Source organism: Streptomyces sp. NPDC087270, assembly GCF_044744625.1.
Lineage (GTDB): Bacteria > Actinomycetota > Actinomycetes > Streptomycetales > Streptomycetaceae > Actinacidiphila.
The window spans coordinates 447725-463243 of record NZ_JBIUYR010000004.1 but is presented as its reverse complement, the minus strand read 5'-3'; the positions used below and the strand labels follow the sequence as shown (position 1 = coordinate 463243).

Annotated in this window: 11 protein-coding genes; 4 read left to right on the top strand and 7 right to left on the bottom strand. The window is 73.3% G+C overall.

Translation table 11 applies throughout. The features are described from left to right. Nucleotides 1–53: 53 nt before the first annotated feature. From ACIPAE_RS11150 to ACIPAE_RS11125, 6 genes are all read right to left on the bottom strand, one after another. On the bottom strand, nt 54–1811 hold the full coding sequence (locus ACIPAE_RS11150; RefSeq protein WP_329367583.1) for a discoidin domain-containing protein: 1758 nt from the start codon (nt 1809–1811) through the stop codon (nt 54–56). A 346-nt stretch (nt 1812–2157) separates the two neighbouring features. Next, nucleotides 2158–3273 (bottom strand): DUF1996 domain-containing protein, encoded by a 1116-nt coding sequence (locus ACIPAE_RS11145; protein WP_402444414.1) that lies wholly within the window; start codon nt 3271–3273, stop codon nt 2158–2160. Nucleotides 3274–3915: 642 nt separating this feature from the next. After that, nucleotides 3916–7356: a hypothetical protein gene (locus ACIPAE_RS11140; RefSeq protein WP_402444412.1), complete on the bottom strand. Its 3441-nt coding sequence runs from the start codon at nt 7354–7356 to the stop codon at nt 3916–3918. A 196-nt stretch (nt 7357–7552) separates the two neighbouring features. Continuing rightward, nucleotides 7553–8323, bottom strand: a complete 771-nt coding sequence (locus ACIPAE_RS11135; RefSeq protein WP_402444410.1) for an SAM-dependent methyltransferase — start codon at nt 8321–8323, stop codon at nt 7553–7555. A 184-nt stretch (nt 8324–8507) separates the two neighbouring features. Beyond that, entirely contained in the window at nt 8508–9110 is a 603-nt protein-coding gene (locus ACIPAE_RS11130; RefSeq protein WP_402444408.1) for a GNAT family N-acetyltransferase, read from the bottom strand. 108 nt (nt 9111–9218) lie between these two features. Beyond that, nucleotides 9219–10088, bottom strand: coding sequence for an NAD(P)-dependent oxidoreductase (locus ACIPAE_RS11125; protein ID WP_402444506.1), 870 nt, complete (start codon nt 10086–10088; stop codon nt 9219–9221). Nucleotides 10089–10264: 176 nt separating this feature from the next. On the opposite strand from ACIPAE_RS11125, the gene ACIPAE_RS11120 reads away from it, so the two are divergent. The 4 genes from ACIPAE_RS11120 (at nt 10265) to ACIPAE_RS11105 (ending at nt 14460) form a co-directional block, all read left to right on the top strand. Then, nucleotides 10265–11032, top strand: coding sequence for a GNAT family N-acetyltransferase (locus ACIPAE_RS11120; RefSeq protein ID WP_402444406.1), 768 nt, complete (start codon nt 10265–10267; stop codon nt 11030–11032). Between the two features lie 58 nt (nt 11033–11090). Beyond that, a complete protein-coding gene (locus tag ACIPAE_RS11115) occupies nt 11091–11669 on the top strand; it encodes a TetR family transcriptional regulator (protein ID WP_402444504.1) in 579 nt (192 codons plus the stop codon). Between the two features lie 258 nt (nt 11670–11927). Continuing rightward, nucleotides 11928–12437, top strand: coding sequence for a universal stress protein (locus ACIPAE_RS11110; protein WP_329367574.1), 510 nt, complete (start codon nt 11928–11930; stop codon nt 12435–12437). Between the two features lie 178 nt (nt 12438–12615). Continuing rightward, nucleotides 12616–14460, top strand: a complete 1845-nt coding sequence (locus ACIPAE_RS11105; RefSeq protein ID WP_402444404.1) for a S9 family peptidase — start codon at nt 12616–12618, stop codon at nt 14458–14460. On the opposite strand, the gene ACIPAE_RS11100 is transcribed toward ACIPAE_RS11105, so the two are convergent. Next, complete coding sequence (locus ACIPAE_RS11100; RefSeq protein WP_329367571.1) at nt 14440–15384, bottom strand: SURF1 family protein; 945 nt, start codon at nt 15382–15384, stop codon at nt 14440–14442. The two genes, ACIPAE_RS11105 and ACIPAE_RS11100, sit on opposite strands and share 21 nt — an antisense overlap. Nucleotides 15385–15519: the final 135 nt, after the last annotated feature.

The window sequence follows — 15519 nt, the reverse complement described above, 5'->3', positions numbered from 1 at the left end:
GGCCGGGGCCGAGGCCGCGCTCGGTTCACGAGCGGCCGCGGACCGGGCCGGGCTCACGTGTAGATCCCGAACTCGTAGAGCGAGTAGCCGTATCCGGTACCGCGCTGCGTGCCCTGCACCCGGACGTACCGGCCGGTGCCGTTCACGTCGATGTCATCGACGTTGCCGTCCCCGTCGGTGACGGACTTCACCGTCGTCCAGTTGGTGCCGTCCTCCGACGTCTGGATGTCGTACGCCTTGCCGTACGCCGCCTCCCAGTAGAGCTGCACGTGCTTGAACGTGGTGCTCTGGCCGAGGTCGACCTGGAGCCACTGCGGGTCGCTCCAGTCGCTCGACCAGCGGGTGCCGTTGTTGCCGTCCACCGCGTCGCCCGCGGTGCACGGGCAGCCGCCGGTCGGGTCGGTCTGGTACGAGGACGCCGTGGCAGGCTTGTTGAGCGCCACGTTGGTGCCGTCCACCTTCGGGGGCACCACCTTCAGCGACTTGGAGCCGTAGCTCACGTTGCCGTGGTTGTCGGTGGCCTTGACGTACACCTTCCAGACGCCCGGCTTGTCGGGGGCCTTCGTGGTGATGGTGTCGCCGTTGACGGTGGAGTCGGCCGGGGTGAGCGCGCCGTTGTTGTCGACGTAGATGCTGCTGTAGAGCACCTGGTAGCTGATCGGGTCGTTCTCGGGGTCCGTGGTGTGGGTGGTGATGGTCACGTTCCCGCCGGTGGGCACACCGTCGGTGGCGCCGCTGACCGTCATGTCGGAGACCAGCGGGGGCTGGTTGTCGCCCGAGGTGTCACCGCCGTACGCCCGCTTCACGGCGTAGTACGAGGGGCGCTTGAGGCCGTCGGGCACCAGGTTGAACCAGATGCCGCCGAAGTCGTCCTCGTTGCCGTAGTGGAAGAGGGTGGCGCCGAGCGCGACGCCCTGGTGGCTGGTGATGCAGTTCCAGGCGCTGGTGTAGCCGTCGGCCTTCTGCTGGTCGGTCGGCTCGTCGGGCACGCCGTTGGCGTCGTTGGGCACCTCCCACGACCCGGCCGGGCCGCCTTCGGTGACGATGTACGGCTTGTCGTAACCGCCCGCCTCCCAGTCGGACTTGACGTTGCAGACGTCCTTGTAGGAGTTGACCGCGTACAGGTCGAGGTCCGGCGCGTCCCGCTTGTAGTACGGCCAGGCGCCGGTCCACGCGTCGGTGGAGGTCACCGGGTGGTTCGGGTCGACGGAGTGGATCTTCTGCGCGATCTGGTTGACGAAGGTGACGTACGCGTCGCGCTGCTGCTCCAACGCGTCGCCGCTGTAGCAGTTCTGGAGCCCGAGCACCGACTCGTTGCCGACGTCCCACATCAGCACGCCCGGGTTGTCCTTGTAGGTCTCCACCCACTTGGGGAACTCGGTGAGCATGTCGTTCTTGTAGGTGTCGTCGGTCAGGTAGTTGACGCAGCCGCCGGCGCCGGGGCCGCCGCCGGGCTGGAGCCAGAACCCGGCGATCACCTTGATGCCGTTGGCCGCCGCGGCGTCGAACAGCGGCGCGCTGGTCGCGTCGGTGCCCCAGGTGCGGACCGTGTTGACGCCCATCTTGGCCAGGTCCGGCATGTCCTGTGCCGCGTCGGTCGCGGCCGGCCCCCAGGTGAGTCCCTTCACCTCGTAAGGGGCGCCATCCACGGTGAGCTGCCAATTACCCTGCGAGCCGGTCACCTTGACCACGCTTCCCGCCGCGTGCGCGGCCGGCGCCTGGATCACGGCGAGTCCCGCGACGGCGAGAGCGGTCGCCGCGAGTGGGGCGACGGCGCGACGCGCCCGTCCCTTCCTGAAAGGTCGCTGCATGTCTTCCTCCTTGGTGCGGATGGGCCCGGTCACGGGTGGCTCACGAGGTAAGTGATGGCGGATTCGGTGCTGTTGACGGAATGGCCGGTCGTGTTGAGGACGTGGCCGAACGGCCCGACACCGGCGAGCGCCGCACGGCGCGACAGCCGGGAGGAGACGGGCGAGGCCCGAGGAGGTCGAGGAGAAGGAGGAGGAGCGGGCGGGTCGAGGGACGTGGGGGGTTGATGCGAGGAGCGTGTGGGGGTGTGCATGGATCACCTGTGGTGTTGGGGGGACAGGCTGGAACTTGGAGAGCGCTCTCCCGGGGGGTCCGAAGAGACCCGCCCGGGAGAGACCCGCGGACGGGTTACTGGATCAACTCGTAGTTGCTGTCGAGCACGGCACCCTTGTCGGGCTGGCTCTGGTCATAGCCGTGGTCGTCGCACTGGAGGCCGCCGTTGATGCAGTGGGTGACCATGGCGGACAGCGTCGCGTCGTCCCAGTCCGCGAAGAAGTCGTAGTGGAACGAGAAGCCGGCTCCACTGGACAGGTGGACCTGGGACATGTCGCCGTTGACCGGGAAGGCCATCTTGAACTCGATCATCGGCAGCGCGACCGGGTGGTCGGCCGGGCAGACGTTCTCGTTGTCGCCCGTCGCGATCGGATACGCCATGTGGCTCTGGTGGTCCGGCGTGTCCAGGTGGATGCCGTCCCAGCAGCTCGGCGCCTGCAAGCGGATGTTCAGCTGCACGTCAGGGGTGTTGGGGCAGGAGACCGGGATGTCGAAGTTCCCGTAGCTGTCCCCGCACTCCCAACCTTCCACCGTGCCCTTGAGGTTCTTGAACTGGTCCTCGGTCTGCATCGGGTTGCCGACCACGAACCGCAGCCCCTTGGGGAACGGCCGGACGCTGGTGTAGTCGTTCACGCCCGACTTGTAGTAGATCGTCTGCGGGCCGATCGGCAGGATCTTCTGGTCGCCGTTGAACAGGCTCGGCATCCAGTACGCCGACTTGTCGCCGGGCGCGTTGCACGTCGTACCGCTCGCCGCGTCCAGGGACGCGGTGGTCGAGTCGGCATTGGTGCTGACGTTGCCCATGAACGTGTGGTCGTGCGACTTGCCCGGCTGCCCGGGGAAGACGATCGGGTCGTCCGGCAGCGTGTGGGACGGCGCGCACTTCGCCTGGAACTCGTGGAAGTACGCGTGCGGCGGGTCGTACGTCGACGGCGTCACGCCGGTGACCGGCGGGTCGGCCATGATGTAGCCGTCGCCGTCGGGGTCGTCACCCGACGTCTTGGTCGACACCGGCATGTTCATCGGCATCGCCTGGCTGCCCTGCTTGGCCGAAACCGCGTGCGCGGCACTCGCCGTGCCGTGCGACGACGGTGCGGCGGAAGCGTTTCCGGTGAGTGCCACCGCGCCGCCGACCGCGGTCAGCGCGAGGGCGATGAGCAGCCCTGGAAGTTTTCTCGACCTGTGTGCCACGGAGACCTCCTCGTTCTCGTGGCTCCGGCGAATATCGCGTGGCGGCCGTTCCGCCTCCGGGGTTCCGCTTCCGGGGCGCACGCGGTTCGGCCGCCAGGCCGCGGAGAGTTCGGAGAGCGCTCTCCCGCGTCACGGCATGTTGCGCTCCTGGTTCAGGAGTGTCAACAGTTCTTGAAGTGGGCGCAGGGCGGCGCACCTCCGTGCAAGGGCGCCGGAACCGGGCTGGCCTGGTGCTTCACAGGTCATGGTGATTCCGTGAAGAATGTGAAGAGAAGGTGAACGACCCGATGCTCGGCGTGGTTCCGGTACTTGGTGGCCGTGGGACGGAAGGGGTTGCCGGGGCGTGGAGTTGCTCTGCCGCCGCGGGCGGACGGGCCCGGCGACGCCGCGTCCAGGCGGAGAGAGGGCTCGCTTGAACGGCTGACGGCCGGCCGCGAACAGGGTGACGGCCGGCCGTGAACGGGGTATCGCCCGGCCGTGAACGGGCGTACGCCGATGCCGCGTTGGAGAGGCGGCTCGCGCCCGCCCCGCCGAGGGGGCCGCGCCACGGGGACGTGCGCGTACGACGGCCGCTTCCCGCGGAGGAGGCGCCCGGCGATCCTTCGCGTGGAAGCGCCGGATCGCATACGACCGCGCCGCGCGCTACTCCACCGCGGTGGTCACCGCCAAGGCGGCGTCCCGTACGTCGGGGTCGGGGTGGCGGCGGAGCGCACGCAGGCGGGTGCGCCAGTCGTCGGTCCAGCCGGTACGCCCGCCGAGCGCCTCGGTGAGCGCCACGGCGAACTGCCCTGCCACATGCCCGGGTTCGGCGCCGGCGAGCCGGTCCACCGCGGCCAGCAGGGTGAGCGGGTCGCCAGGGCGCCGGGCTGTGGTGAGGCGGGCGCGCAGGACGCCCGCGGTGCGTACGGCCAGCACCGGGCGGCTGGCGTGCAGTGCCGCGAGGTCTTCCAGCGCGCCGATCACAGCGGCCGGCGGCTCGGCGTCGAGGTCGAGCGAGACGGCGGCGAGCCGCACGCCGAACGCCACGAACTCCGGTTGCGCGCAGAGCATGTCGGCGGCACGCCGGGCCGCGGCGCGGGTGGCCGGGTCGCCGCGGCCCAGCACGTTCGTCGACAGCCGCGTGGTCAGGTGGCCGATCCGCTGCCGGGCCGGCCGGTCCCGTTCGCCCGCCGCGTTCTCTTCCCCTTCCGCGGCGTGCCCGTCGTCGGCGATGAGGCGGGTGAAGGCGTCCAGCAGCGCGGGCGCGCCGCCCGGGTCGGAGGCGAGCGCGACGAGCCCGTCGGAGGCGGCGCGCCAGGTCGTTCGGTTGGTGAGGTCGGTCGTCGCCGCGACCAGGATCGGAGCGGCCTCGGGGTACCACGGCGCCCATGTGCCGATCAGGCCGGTCGCGGTGTCGGCGGTCTCCGCGTCGGCGGACTCCCGTATCCGCGCCACCAGCCGCGCGTAGCGGGCGCGTTCGCCGGACAGCAGCTCGAAGGGCTTGGTGCGCAGGACCGCGGCCTGGGTGGCGGGCGGACCGGCGGCGGCGTCTTCGAGCAGTTCCCAGGCGACCGGGGAGCGCAGCAGCCGCGTCGCCGCGAGGGGCACGCAGGCGGCCCGTACGTCCGGGTGCTGCCCAGGCAGGTGGTAGGCCGCGCTGACGACGGCGACGGCGGTGTCGACCGGCAGGCGGTCGGCGGCCAGCCGGACCAGTTCCTTGCGGCTGGTGACCTTGGCCGCGGGTGGGGGTGTTCCGTCGGCCGCGGGCAACAGCGCGGCACGCAGGGCGGTTTCCAGCGCGGACGGGGTGATGAACCGCGCGGCGCGCCCGGCGGAGTACAGCGCGACGCGGGCGCGGTCGTCGGCGGCGTGCGCGAGCAGGATCGGGAGCGCTTCGGCGGGCCGGTCGGTCCAGCCGAGGGCTCCGAGTGCGGCCTCGGCGAGGACGGTGTCGGAGGAGTCGAGGTAGCGGCTGACGACCTGCAGCCCGACGTCAGGGAGTGAGGCCACGACGCGGATGTGGTCGGCCCGTTCGTGCGGTGGCAGCGAGGCGTCGGCCGCCGCCTTCGCCAACAGGCTTGCGGCAGCGGCCTGCTGGCGCGGCAGCCACCTGCCCGCGCCGTCGGTGGGCGGCAACCAGCGCGCACCGGGGGTGAGGAAGCGCCCGTATGGCGGCCGTTCTCCCAGGAGCGCGTCGAGCAGGTCGGTGCGGCGGTGGGTGAGGACGCGCAGGATCGGGTGGAGAACGGCGGCCGAGGGTTCGAGTTCCAGCACCCGGACGGCCCGCTCGCTCCTGGTCCTGGGGGCGTCCAGCCACAGGTCGACGGCGGTGCGCACCGTGGCGTCGTTCCCGAACTGCACTGCCTGCCACAGCAGTTCTTGCAGCTCCGGCATGCGGTGGGCCCGGCGGCCGAGCCCCCGCGCCAGCGCGAAGGTCAGCGAGTGGTCGACCTTGTCCGCGCCGGCCGCCAGCCACGGCCGCAGCGCCTCGAAGACCTGGAACTCCTGCCCGCGGCGCAGCACGGAGTCCAGCCGGCCCAGGTCGGCGCCGCCGGTGTCGCCCGCCAGCCGGGTGAGGGTCGTCAACGAGAAAGCGAGCAGGGGCTGTTCGCCGCCGGCCGCGTGCTCCCGCAGCAAGGCGAGGGCCAGCCGGGACAGCGCGCCTCGGGTGCCGGCCGAACTGTCGCGGGCCGTCACGGCGTCGGCCGTGATCCGGTCGAGGGCGGCCGCGTCCGCGCCCGAGAACAGCCGCGGCGGGACCTCGGCGAGCGCGACGAGCGCGGGAGTGCGCACCGGTTCCTGCTCGTTGCGCAACCGCCCCAGTTCGCGGACGAGTTCGGCGACGGCCGTGGGGTCGGCCGACCTGGCGGCGTTCCGTACCAGCAGCGGGTACGCCTGCGCGCGGTCCTCGGCCGCGGGGCGGCGGGTGGCGGCAAGCAGCCGAGGACGGGCCTCGGCGACCGGGAGGTGGGTGACGACGGACAGCACGACGGCCCAGGGCGCCCCGCGCCGTTCGAGCTGTTCGGCCATCCGCCGCGCCTCGGACTGGGCGCGGCGGCGCGGAAGTACGTCGAGCAGGGCGTCGGACAGGCCGGTGCGGGTGAGGTCCTGGCCGGCGGTGGCGGCGTCGTAGCAGGCTTCCCGCCGGGACGGCGGCAGCGCGTGCAGCAGCAGGGCGAGGTGGCCGGGGGTGTGGCTCCAGGCCCGGCCGAGGTCGGCCAGTTCGGGCGGGTCGAGCCGGGCGACGCGGGCCAGCGCGGTGCTGGAGAGCAGGTCACGGGCGGGGATGGTGCCGCGCCGGGGTGCGGTGATCAGCCGGAGGGTGCGGCCGGGCGCCGCCCTGGCCAGCCACCCGAGGATGTTCCGTACCGGGAGAGGCAGTTGGGGCGGGCAGTGCGCTTCGAGCAGGTCGAGGACGCGCAGCGGCCGGGCCTCGGCCACCGCCGGGAAGACGTCGGCGTTGCGCGCCCACCACTGCGTGCGGGACTGCCGTGGCAGCTCGGCGAGTTGGCGGCTGACCTCGGCCAGCACCTGGTCGGGGTGGCTGCGTCCGAGCGTCCGCCAGTTCGCCACGGCGAAGAAGAGCTCGGGCAGCAGCCGCTCCACCGTCGCGGGCTCGCAGCCGGGAAGCAGCCGTGCCGCCTCCTCGTCGCCCCACAACTCCCGTACCGACGGCAGCAGACGCTCGGCGAGGGCGGTCCGGCCGCTCGCCACCACCACCGAGGCGAGCTGCCGTCGTGCGACCTGGGGTGCGTCGTGCATCGCCCGTTCCAGAGCCGTGTCGCTCACCGGCAGGCGGCGCGCCGCCTTCACCGCGTGCTTGCGCACCGCCGCGTCCGGGTCGGTGAGACGGGCCGCCAGGAATCCCACGTCCTGCCCGATCACCGCCGCGGCTCCGGCGAGCCGGCGCCCGTAGTGGCCCCGGCTGTCCAACTCGGCCAGCACGGCGCGCAGATCGGACGTCCGGGCCGGGTCCGAGCCTGCTTGCCGCCGTCGTACCCACGCGGCCAGCTCCCGCGTGCGCTCGCCGTACGGCAACGGGTCGAGGGTGGCGAGCAGTTCGTCGACGGCGGCGCGTACCGGCCAGGCGGATGCGTTCGGCATGCCCCCATCCTCCAGTTCCGGTACGGGGTTTCGTACAGGTTTTCGCCCGCGGGTACGGGTGGCGGGCGAGGTGCCTGAACGGGGGCCGGTCCGGGGCCGGTCCGGGGGCGGCCGGGTGCGGCCGGGTGCGGCCGGGTGCGGCTGATCAGGTCCGGCCGGGCGGGGCCCAGCGGGCCGGACCTCAGAGGGACAGGACTCAGAGGACCGGGGTGAGGGTGAGGTACGCCATGCCGAGGTGGCCGCGGTAGCCGCGCAGCCAGGTGGCGCGGTGGGCGTCGAGACGGGTGCGGGTCTCCTCGGCAAGCTGGTGGCCGGGGTGGGCGGCGAGCCAGTCCTCGACGTCGGACTGGTAGCCGGATTCGAAGTCCTCCCACTCGGCGGCGGAGGCGGTCTCGATCCAGGAGGGCCGGAAGCCGGCGGCGACCGCCAAGTCCACCAGGCCCGCGAGGTCGGGGAGTTCGTCGGCGGTGGCGTCCGGCCACATGGTGGCGAGGCGCTCGGGCGGCGGGGGATGCTCCCAGAAACCCTCGCCGAACAGCACGCGACCGTGCGGGGTCACCAGGCCGCGGATTGCGTCAAGTGCGGCGCGGATGTGGTCAGGTGGGCTCTGGTCGGTGAGCGCGTGCCCGGCGCCGAGGCACACCACGAGGTCGGCCGGGCCCAGCCTCGTGCCGACACCGGACTCCTCAACGAACGCGACACGTCCGGCCAGGCCGCGGCGTTCGGCGTCGGCGCGGCCGCGCGCGGTGTCCTCGGCGTTCAGGTCGATCCCGATGCCGGTCGCGCCGGGCACGGCTTCGAGCAGGCGCAGCATGAACGCGCCCCAGCCGCAGCCGATGTCGAGCACCGTCCCGGGCGGCGCGGTGCCGGCCAGCCGGTCGATGATCCTCGTCGCCCGGGCTTCGGAGAGCGGTCCGTGGAAGGTGAGGCGGGTGAGGCGCGGTGGTGTGCTCTGGTCGTCGTCCATGTGCGGGCACGCTATGCGGCCGGATCGGCCGACCGGAAACGGATTTCGGCGCGGACCGCGAACGGCGGACCGCGAACGGCGGATTGCGAACGGCGGACCGCAAAAGGGTGGCACGAAAGGGTGAGCGGCCGTACGCGGGCGCATTCCGGACCGGCCCGCTTCCGGCCCGCCCTGATGGGACGGTTCAGCCCCGCTGCGCGGGTCGCGGCTCGCGCCACATCGGGTACATGTGCGGGCCGCCGGGCAGTTCGACCGGGGTGCCGAGGAAGGTGTAGCCGAGGCGCTCGTACAGCCCGCGGCTGCGCAGGCTGCTCGCCTCCAGGTACGCCGGCAGTCCCTCGCGGTCGCAGCGCTCCAGGGTGTTGGCGATGAGCGCGGCGCCGACTCCCCTGCCGCGTACGGACGGTGCGACGGCGATCATCATCAAGTACTCGTGGGCGCGGTCCTTGGGGTGGGTCGCCGAGGTGAGCCGGGCGATCTGCTCGACCCGCTCGTTGTCCGGGTCGACCGACTCCCGGAAGTGCGCCGGGTCGTCGGGGTCGCCGTGGTCGCCCGCCGGTACCGGCGCCCACAGCGCGCAGCCCGTGCCGTCCTCGGTGATGTCCGTGTAGCCCTCGCTGAGCGAGATCTCCAGGAAGGCGCCCATCAGCACGGCGTGGCTGCGGCGCAGGTGTTCCTTGTCGGGGAAGACCCAGTTGCTGACCGGGTCCTGCGCGAAGCCCTCGTCGAGCAGCTTCACCACGGCTTCCCGGTCGCTCTCCCCGGCCCTGCGTATTGCGACGCCCATCGCGCGTTCCGCCTTCCGTACGTCCGTGTCCCGCCGGTCTTCCGCTCCGCCGCCGCAACTCGCTCGGGGTGTACGGCGGTTGCAGCCTAGACCGTTCGCACGGACCGGTCAGGGAGCGCCGGCCGCCCCGGTCCGGGCCTCGATGGCCCGCAGCACGGCCACCATGTCCGCGTCGCCGTGGCCGAGCCGTACGGTCTCGGCGAAGAGGCTGTGGCAGACGTCCAGCAGCGGGGAGGCCAGGCCCGACCGCCGGGCGGCGGACGCGATCAGCTCGTTGTTCTTGAGGACGTCCGACACCCCTGCCTGGACGGCGAAGTCACCGTCCCGCAGCTTCGGCGCCTTCATCCGGGACACCCCGCTGGCCATCGGTCCGGCGTCGAGCACGGCGAGGAAGCGGTCGCGGTCCAGGCCGTGCCGTTCGGCGAAGTGGAAGGACTCCACCAGGCCGGTGACGGTGGTGATCAGGAAGAGGTTCACGGCGAGCTTCGTCAGCAGCGCCTCGGGCACGGCCCCGCAGACGAACACCTCGTGGCACATCGGCTCGATCAACGTCCGTACAGCGGCGACGGATCGCGCCTCCCCGGCGAGCATCCCCACCAACCGGCCCTCCTGCGCGGGCACTCGGGAGCCGGACACCGGCGCCTCCACGTAACCGCCGCCCGCCGCAAGGAGGTCGGCCTCCAGCTCCCGCGAGTACTCCGGCGAGGTGGTGCCCATGTGGACGAGCACGCGGCCGGTGACGCGCGCGGCGAAGTCGGGGGTGCCGCGGCCGAGCACGGCGTCGACGGCAGCGCCGTCGGAGAGCATGAGCAGGACGGTGCGGCAGCGGCCGAGGACCTCCGCGGGGCTCGCCGCGACGCCCGCGCCGGCCGCGCGCAGCGGCTCGCTGCGGGCGGGGGTGCGGTTCCACACCACGAGGGGGACGCCGGCCCTGGCGAGGTTCAGCGCCATGGGCTGACCCATGACGCCGAGCCCGATGAACCCGGTGGCACCGGCGCCGCTGTCCCCTCCCGCGCCGCCCCCGCCTCCCGCGCCGGGCGCCTCTCCCCCAGCGCCGGCCCGCCCGGTACCGCCAGTACGGCCTGCGTTCATTACGGACCACCCCGCCGTGCCCTCGCTTGCGATCTATGACGACGGTCATAATACTGGCGACCATGACGACCGTCATAACGGGTTCGCCGCAGCCCGGGCCGCAGCCCGGGCCGCAACCCCAGCCACGGCCCGCGCCCGAGCCACCGCCGGTCCCCGCGCCGTACGCGCCCGGGCCCTACGCACCCGGGACCGCGCCGCGCTGGCGGGTCGATGCCGTACGTCCGCAGGACGGGGCCGCGCTCGCCGAACTGTTCGCGCGCTGCTCCGCCGAGACGGTCCGGCTGCGCTTCTTCGGACAGCCGAGGGAACTGCCCCGCTCGTACCTGGACGCGATGCTCGCCGGCCGGCCGGAGTCGCACGACGCGGTGGTGGCGTACCCGCAGGGCCCTGGAGTGCCCGAGAGCCTTGCGGAGCACGGAGGTTGGACGGGCCCGGTCGGGCTGGGCAGCCTCGCGGCCGCCCGCGGCGGCGCGGACCCGGACGCGTACCCCTGCCCGGTCGGCGAGTTGGGGCTGCTCGTCGTGGACGGCTGGCAGCGGCTCGGCGCGGGGGCGGCCATGCTCGACGCGCTGTTCGACCGGGCCCGGACGCGCGGTGTGCGGCTGGTGTCCGCGTCGGTACTCCCGGGCCGGCGGGCGCTGTTGGGCGCGCTGGGCCGACGGCTCCAGCCGGTGCGGATGACGCGTGACATCGACGCGCTGACCGGCGTCTATAGGCTGGGCCCGGAGTGGAGGACGGAGGCGGGAAACGGTGGACGCGGGCAAGACGGACCAGGCGAGCGCGGGCATGGCGAGCGCGGACCAGGCGAGCGTCGGCACGGCCGTGGGTGAAGCGGGCGCCGGCGAAGACACCTCCGCGCGGCCTCGTACGTACGGCCCGCGCGAGCGGATGGTGTTCAGCGCGGCCCAACTCATCCGCCGCGACGGCGTGAACGCCACCGGTATGCGCGAGGTGGCCGCCCACGCGGGCGCACCGCGCGGCTCCCTCCAGCACTACTTCCCGGGCGGCAAGGAGCAGTTGGTCAACGAGGCGGTGACCTGGGCCGGCCGTTACGCCGCCGGCCGGATCGACCGCTTCCTCGCCGCCCTGCCCGAGCCGTCGCCGAGCGCGCTGTTCACCGCGATGATCGGGCAGTGGACGCGGGAGTACGACACCGACGGCTACGGTTCCGGCTGCCCGGTGGCCGCCGCGACCGTCGACTGCGCGGAGTCAGCCGAGTCCACCCGCAAGGCCGCGGCCGACGCCTTCGCCACCTGGAACGCGCCCCTCGCCGCCGCCCTCGCCGGCCTCGGTGTGCCCGACGCACAGGCGCCCGCCCTCGCCACGCTCATGATCAGCACGCTCGAGGGCGCGCTCCTCATCGCCCGGGCCGAGCAGTCCAGTGCGCCCCTGCATACGGTCGCCCGCGAGTTGGGCCCCCTGCTCGACAGTTGCGCGGGCCTGCCGGGCACCCCCGCCGCGGGCTGAAGCGCGGGCACGGACCCGTACGCGGACGCGGACGCGGACGCGGTGCCGTACGCGGACGCGGTGCCAGCCGTAGCCGTAGCCGTAGCCGTAGCCGTAGCCCGAGACTCCCGCACCGCCACACCGAGAGAGGCGCCCCTTCCGTACGGCAATGCCCCACTACGTCCCCTAGGGTTTGCCGTGGGCAAGGCAGAGCCGGGCAGCACGTCCGGCGGCGGATCTTGCGGCGGGCCGCAGGACGTAGCGCGTGAGGAGCAGGCCATGACGGAGCCGGGTACCGAGCGGAGCGAGGCCACGAGCGCGCCCACCAGCGAGTCGGCGACGGAATACGGCCGGATCGTGGTCGGTGTCGACGGCTCCGATCCGTCCTTGCACGCGCTGCGCTGGGCCGACCGCCAGGCCACCTTGACCGGGGCGTCCCTGGAGGCGGTGACGGCGTGGGAGATGCCCGCGTCGTTCGGCTGGGGCGGCGCGGTGCCGGGCCTGCCGGAGGGCTACGACCTGGGCGAATCCGCGGCGCGGGCGCTGCGGGAGGCGTTGGAGAAGGCCCTGCCGCCGGACCGCGCCGCCACCGTCAGCCCGGTCACCGTGATGGGCAACCCGGCGCAGGTCATCCTCGACCGCGGCGAGGGGGCGGAGCTCATCGTGGTCGGCGTCCGCGGCCACGGCACGTTCCGCTCGACGCTGCTCGGCTCGGTCAGCCACACCGTGACGCTGCACGCGTCCTGCCCGGTCGTGGTGGTCCGCGGTGAGGCCCAGCAGGCGGACTGAGCGCAGGCGGGCGGGCGGACCGCGAGCAGGAAAGCGGGCGGGCTGAAGGCATACGATCGGCACCCCGCCCTCGTCCGCCTCCCCGCCCCCATGCCTCTGACCTGCGATGTCGCGGAGTTATCCACAGGCTGTGCGGGGAGTCGCACCGAAGGTGGGCGCGGCGGAGCATCATGGGGTCATGAACGAGATCACCGGGTCCGCCGTCGGACCCATGTCGGAAGCCGGCGCCATGCCGGCGTGGGAAACGCGGTTCCGCGCGCCTCGGGTGGGGCTGCCGGAGTGGGCCGAGGACGCCCCGGACCGCAGCCTGTTCGTGTCCAACGTGACGGGGACGTACGAACTGTACGCGTGGGACCGTGCCACCGGTGGCCGCCGCCAGGTCACCGACCGGCCGAACGGCACGACGGACGGCACCCTCAGCAGGGACGGCGCATGGGTGTGGTGGTTCTCCGACACCGATGGCGACGAGTTCGGCGTGTGGATGAAGCAGCCGTTCGCCGGCGGTGACGACATACCGGCCGCGCCCGGCCTTCCCCCCTCCTACCCGGCGGGCCTCGCGCTGGGCGTCGGCGGCCTGGCCGTGATCGGCCGCTCCACCGACGACGAAGGCACCTCCGTCCACGTCGTGCCCCCGACCGGCGAGGCGTACGAGATCTACCGTCACCCGGAGTCCGCGGGCGTCGGCGACCTCTCCGAGGACGGCACCCTGGTCGTGGTCGAGCACACCGAGCACGGCGACGCGATGCACAGCGCGCTGCGGGTTCTTCGCGTCTCCGACGGCAGCACCGTCGCGGAGCTGGACGACACCGACGGCGGCCGGCGCGAGCTGGGCCTGGACTGCCTCGGCTTCGCCCCGGTGCCGGGCGACACCCGGCTGCTCGTCGGCCACCAGCGTGCCGACCGCTGGCTGCCGATGCTGTGGGACGTGGCCGGCGGCGAGCAGACCGAGCTGGCCTTCGACCTGCCCGGCGACGTGCACGCCGAGTGGTATCCGGACGGCTCTGCGCTCCTGGTGGTGCACGACTTCCACGCCCGCGGCGAGCTGTACCGGTACGACCTGGCGGACGGCTCACTGACCCGGCTGGACACCCCGGCCGGCAGCGTGGGCGGGGCGAGCGCGCGGCCCGACGGCAGCGTGGAGTACCTGTGGTCGTCCGCCGAGCGGCCTCCGGCGGTGCGCTCCACCGCGGGCGGCGTCGTCCTGGAGGCGCCGGGGCTGCGCGCCCCGGACTCGGTGCCGGTGGAGGACGTGTGGGTGGACGGACCGGGCGGACCGATCCACGCACTGGTGCAGCGGCCGCCTCGTGCGGCCGGTGACGACGACGCGCCGGCCGCCCCGTTCCCGACGGTCTTCGAGATCCACGGCGGCCCCACCTGGCACGACTCGGACTCCTTCGCCGCGGGCCCCGCGGCCTGGCTCGACCACGGCTTCGCGGTCGTCCGGGTCAACTACCGCGGCTCCACCGGTTACGGCCGGGAGTGGACCGACGCCCTCAAGCACCGGGTCGGCCTGATCGAGCTGGAGGACATCGCCGCGGTGCGGGAGTGGGCGGTGGGCTCCGGTCTCGCCGACCCGTCCCGGCTGGTCCTCACCGGCGGCTCCTGGGGCGGCTACCTGACCCTGCTCGGCCTCGGCACCCAGCCCGAGGCGTGGACGGTCGGCATCGCCGCGGTCCCCGTCGCGGACTACGCGACGGCGTACGCCGACGAGATGGAGGCGCTGAAGGCCCTGGACCGCACCCTGTTCGGCGGCTCCCCGCAGGAGGTCCCGGATCGGTACGAGACGTCCTCGCCGATCACCTACGTCGACAAAGTCACCGCCCCCGTCTACATCAGCGCGGGCATGAACGACCCGCGCTGCCCGATACGCCAGATCGACAACTACGTGGAGCGGCTGCGCGCCCTCGACAAGCCGCACGAGGTGTACCGGTACGACGCGGGGCACGGCTCGCTGGTCGTCGAGGAGCGGATCAAGCAGGTCCGGCTGGAACTGGCCTTCGCGCTACGCCACGTGGGCGGCTGACCCGACCGACACGGTGTCCCGGGCGCCCTCGGCGTCCCGCTCCCCCGGCTCGCCGTCCTCGGCCTGCGGGTCGGGGGCGGCAGGTCCACCCGGCCGGCCGGAGCCGCCGGAGCCGCCCGGGCCGTCCGGTCCGTCCGGCTGGTCCGGGAGGATGCCGAGCTCCGCGTCGGCGCGTGCCTCGCCCTCGCGGCGGACGAACCGGAACCACATGAAGACGACGAAGCCCGCGAAGACGAACCACTGCCCGGTGTAGCCGAGGTTCTGGAACGCCTTGAGGTCGAGGCCGCTGTTCGGCGGGGCGGCCGGGGGCACTGCCGTCAGCGGCTTCGCGGGGTGGTTGGCGGTGATCCAGCCGTTGTAGACGGAATAGGGCAGCACATTGACCAGGGAGGCGCCGCTGATGATGCCGATCTGATCGGAGGGCAGCGCACCGCTGGTGTCCACGCCGCTGGTCTCGGTCGTCTCGGGGTACTGCATGGCCCCGGTGACGGTCACCTGCCCGGCGGGCGCGGCGGGCACGCTGCGGGCGTCGGCGGCCTTGCCCGGCAGCCAGCCGCGGACCACGGGAAGGGCGGCGCCGTCGGACAGGCGCAGCGGGGTGAGGACGTAGTAGCCGTTGTGGCCGTCGAGCAGGCGGTCCGGGACGAGGAGTTGGTGCGCGGTGTCATAGCGGCCGGTGGCACTGACGATCCGCCCGCTGTCGTCGCTCCCGACCGCGGAGCCGGTCTTCGGCAGCACCCGCGCCAGGGGCACCGGCGCCGCGGCGGCCACGCGCTTCTCGTCGTGCTCGGCGCTCTTGTGCTGGTCGACCCGCATGTCGAACCGGCTGAGCTGCCAGCTTCCCATGAACACGCAGACCGGCACAGCCAGCAGTGCGAGCAGGCTGACCGCCAACCAACGCGGAGTGAGCAGGAACCGGTACACGCCACCACGTTACGGGGCGGGTCCTGGCGGGCCGCAACCGCCCCCGACCGGCCCGGGCACGGCCGCCGCCGCGGGAGGCTCGCGCCTGCTCACGGGCCTGGTCCGGCGTTCCCGTCCCCCGGTTGCCGATCCGGT

What these genes read in the sequence shown, in the direction of transcription:
- ACIPAE_RS11120 (WP_402444406.1), top strand. Translation starts at nt 10,265, where the DNA reads ATGACGACCGTCATAACGGGTTCGCCGCAGCCCGGGCCGCAGCCCGGG.
- ACIPAE_RS11130 (WP_402444408.1), bottom strand. Translation starts at nt 9,110, where the DNA reads ATGGGCGTCGCAATACGCAGGGCCGGGGAGAGCGACCGGGAAGCCGTG.
- ACIPAE_RS11150 (WP_329367583.1), bottom strand. Translation starts at nt 1,811, where the DNA reads ATGCAGCGACCTTTCAGGAAGGGACGGGCGCGTCGCGCCGTCGCCCCA.
- ACIPAE_RS11140 (WP_402444412.1), bottom strand. Translation starts at nt 7,356, where the DNA reads ATGCCGAACGCATCCGCCTGGCCGGTACGCGCCGCCGTCGACGAACTG.
- ACIPAE_RS11115 (WP_402444504.1), top strand. Translation starts at nt 11,091, where the DNA reads ATGGTGTTCAGCGCGGCCCAACTCATCCGCCGCGACGGCGTGAACGCC.
- ACIPAE_RS11135 (WP_402444410.1), bottom strand. Translation starts at nt 8,323, where the DNA reads ATGGACGACGACCAGAGCACACCACCGCGCCTCACCCGCCTCACCTTC.
- ACIPAE_RS11110 (WP_329367574.1), top strand. Translation starts at nt 11,928, where the DNA reads ATGACGGAGCCGGGTACCGAGCGGAGCGAGGCCACGAGCGCGCCCACC.
- ACIPAE_RS11105 (WP_402444404.1), top strand. Translation starts at nt 12,616, where the DNA reads ATGAACGAGATCACCGGGTCCGCCGTCGGACCCATGTCGGAAGCCGGC.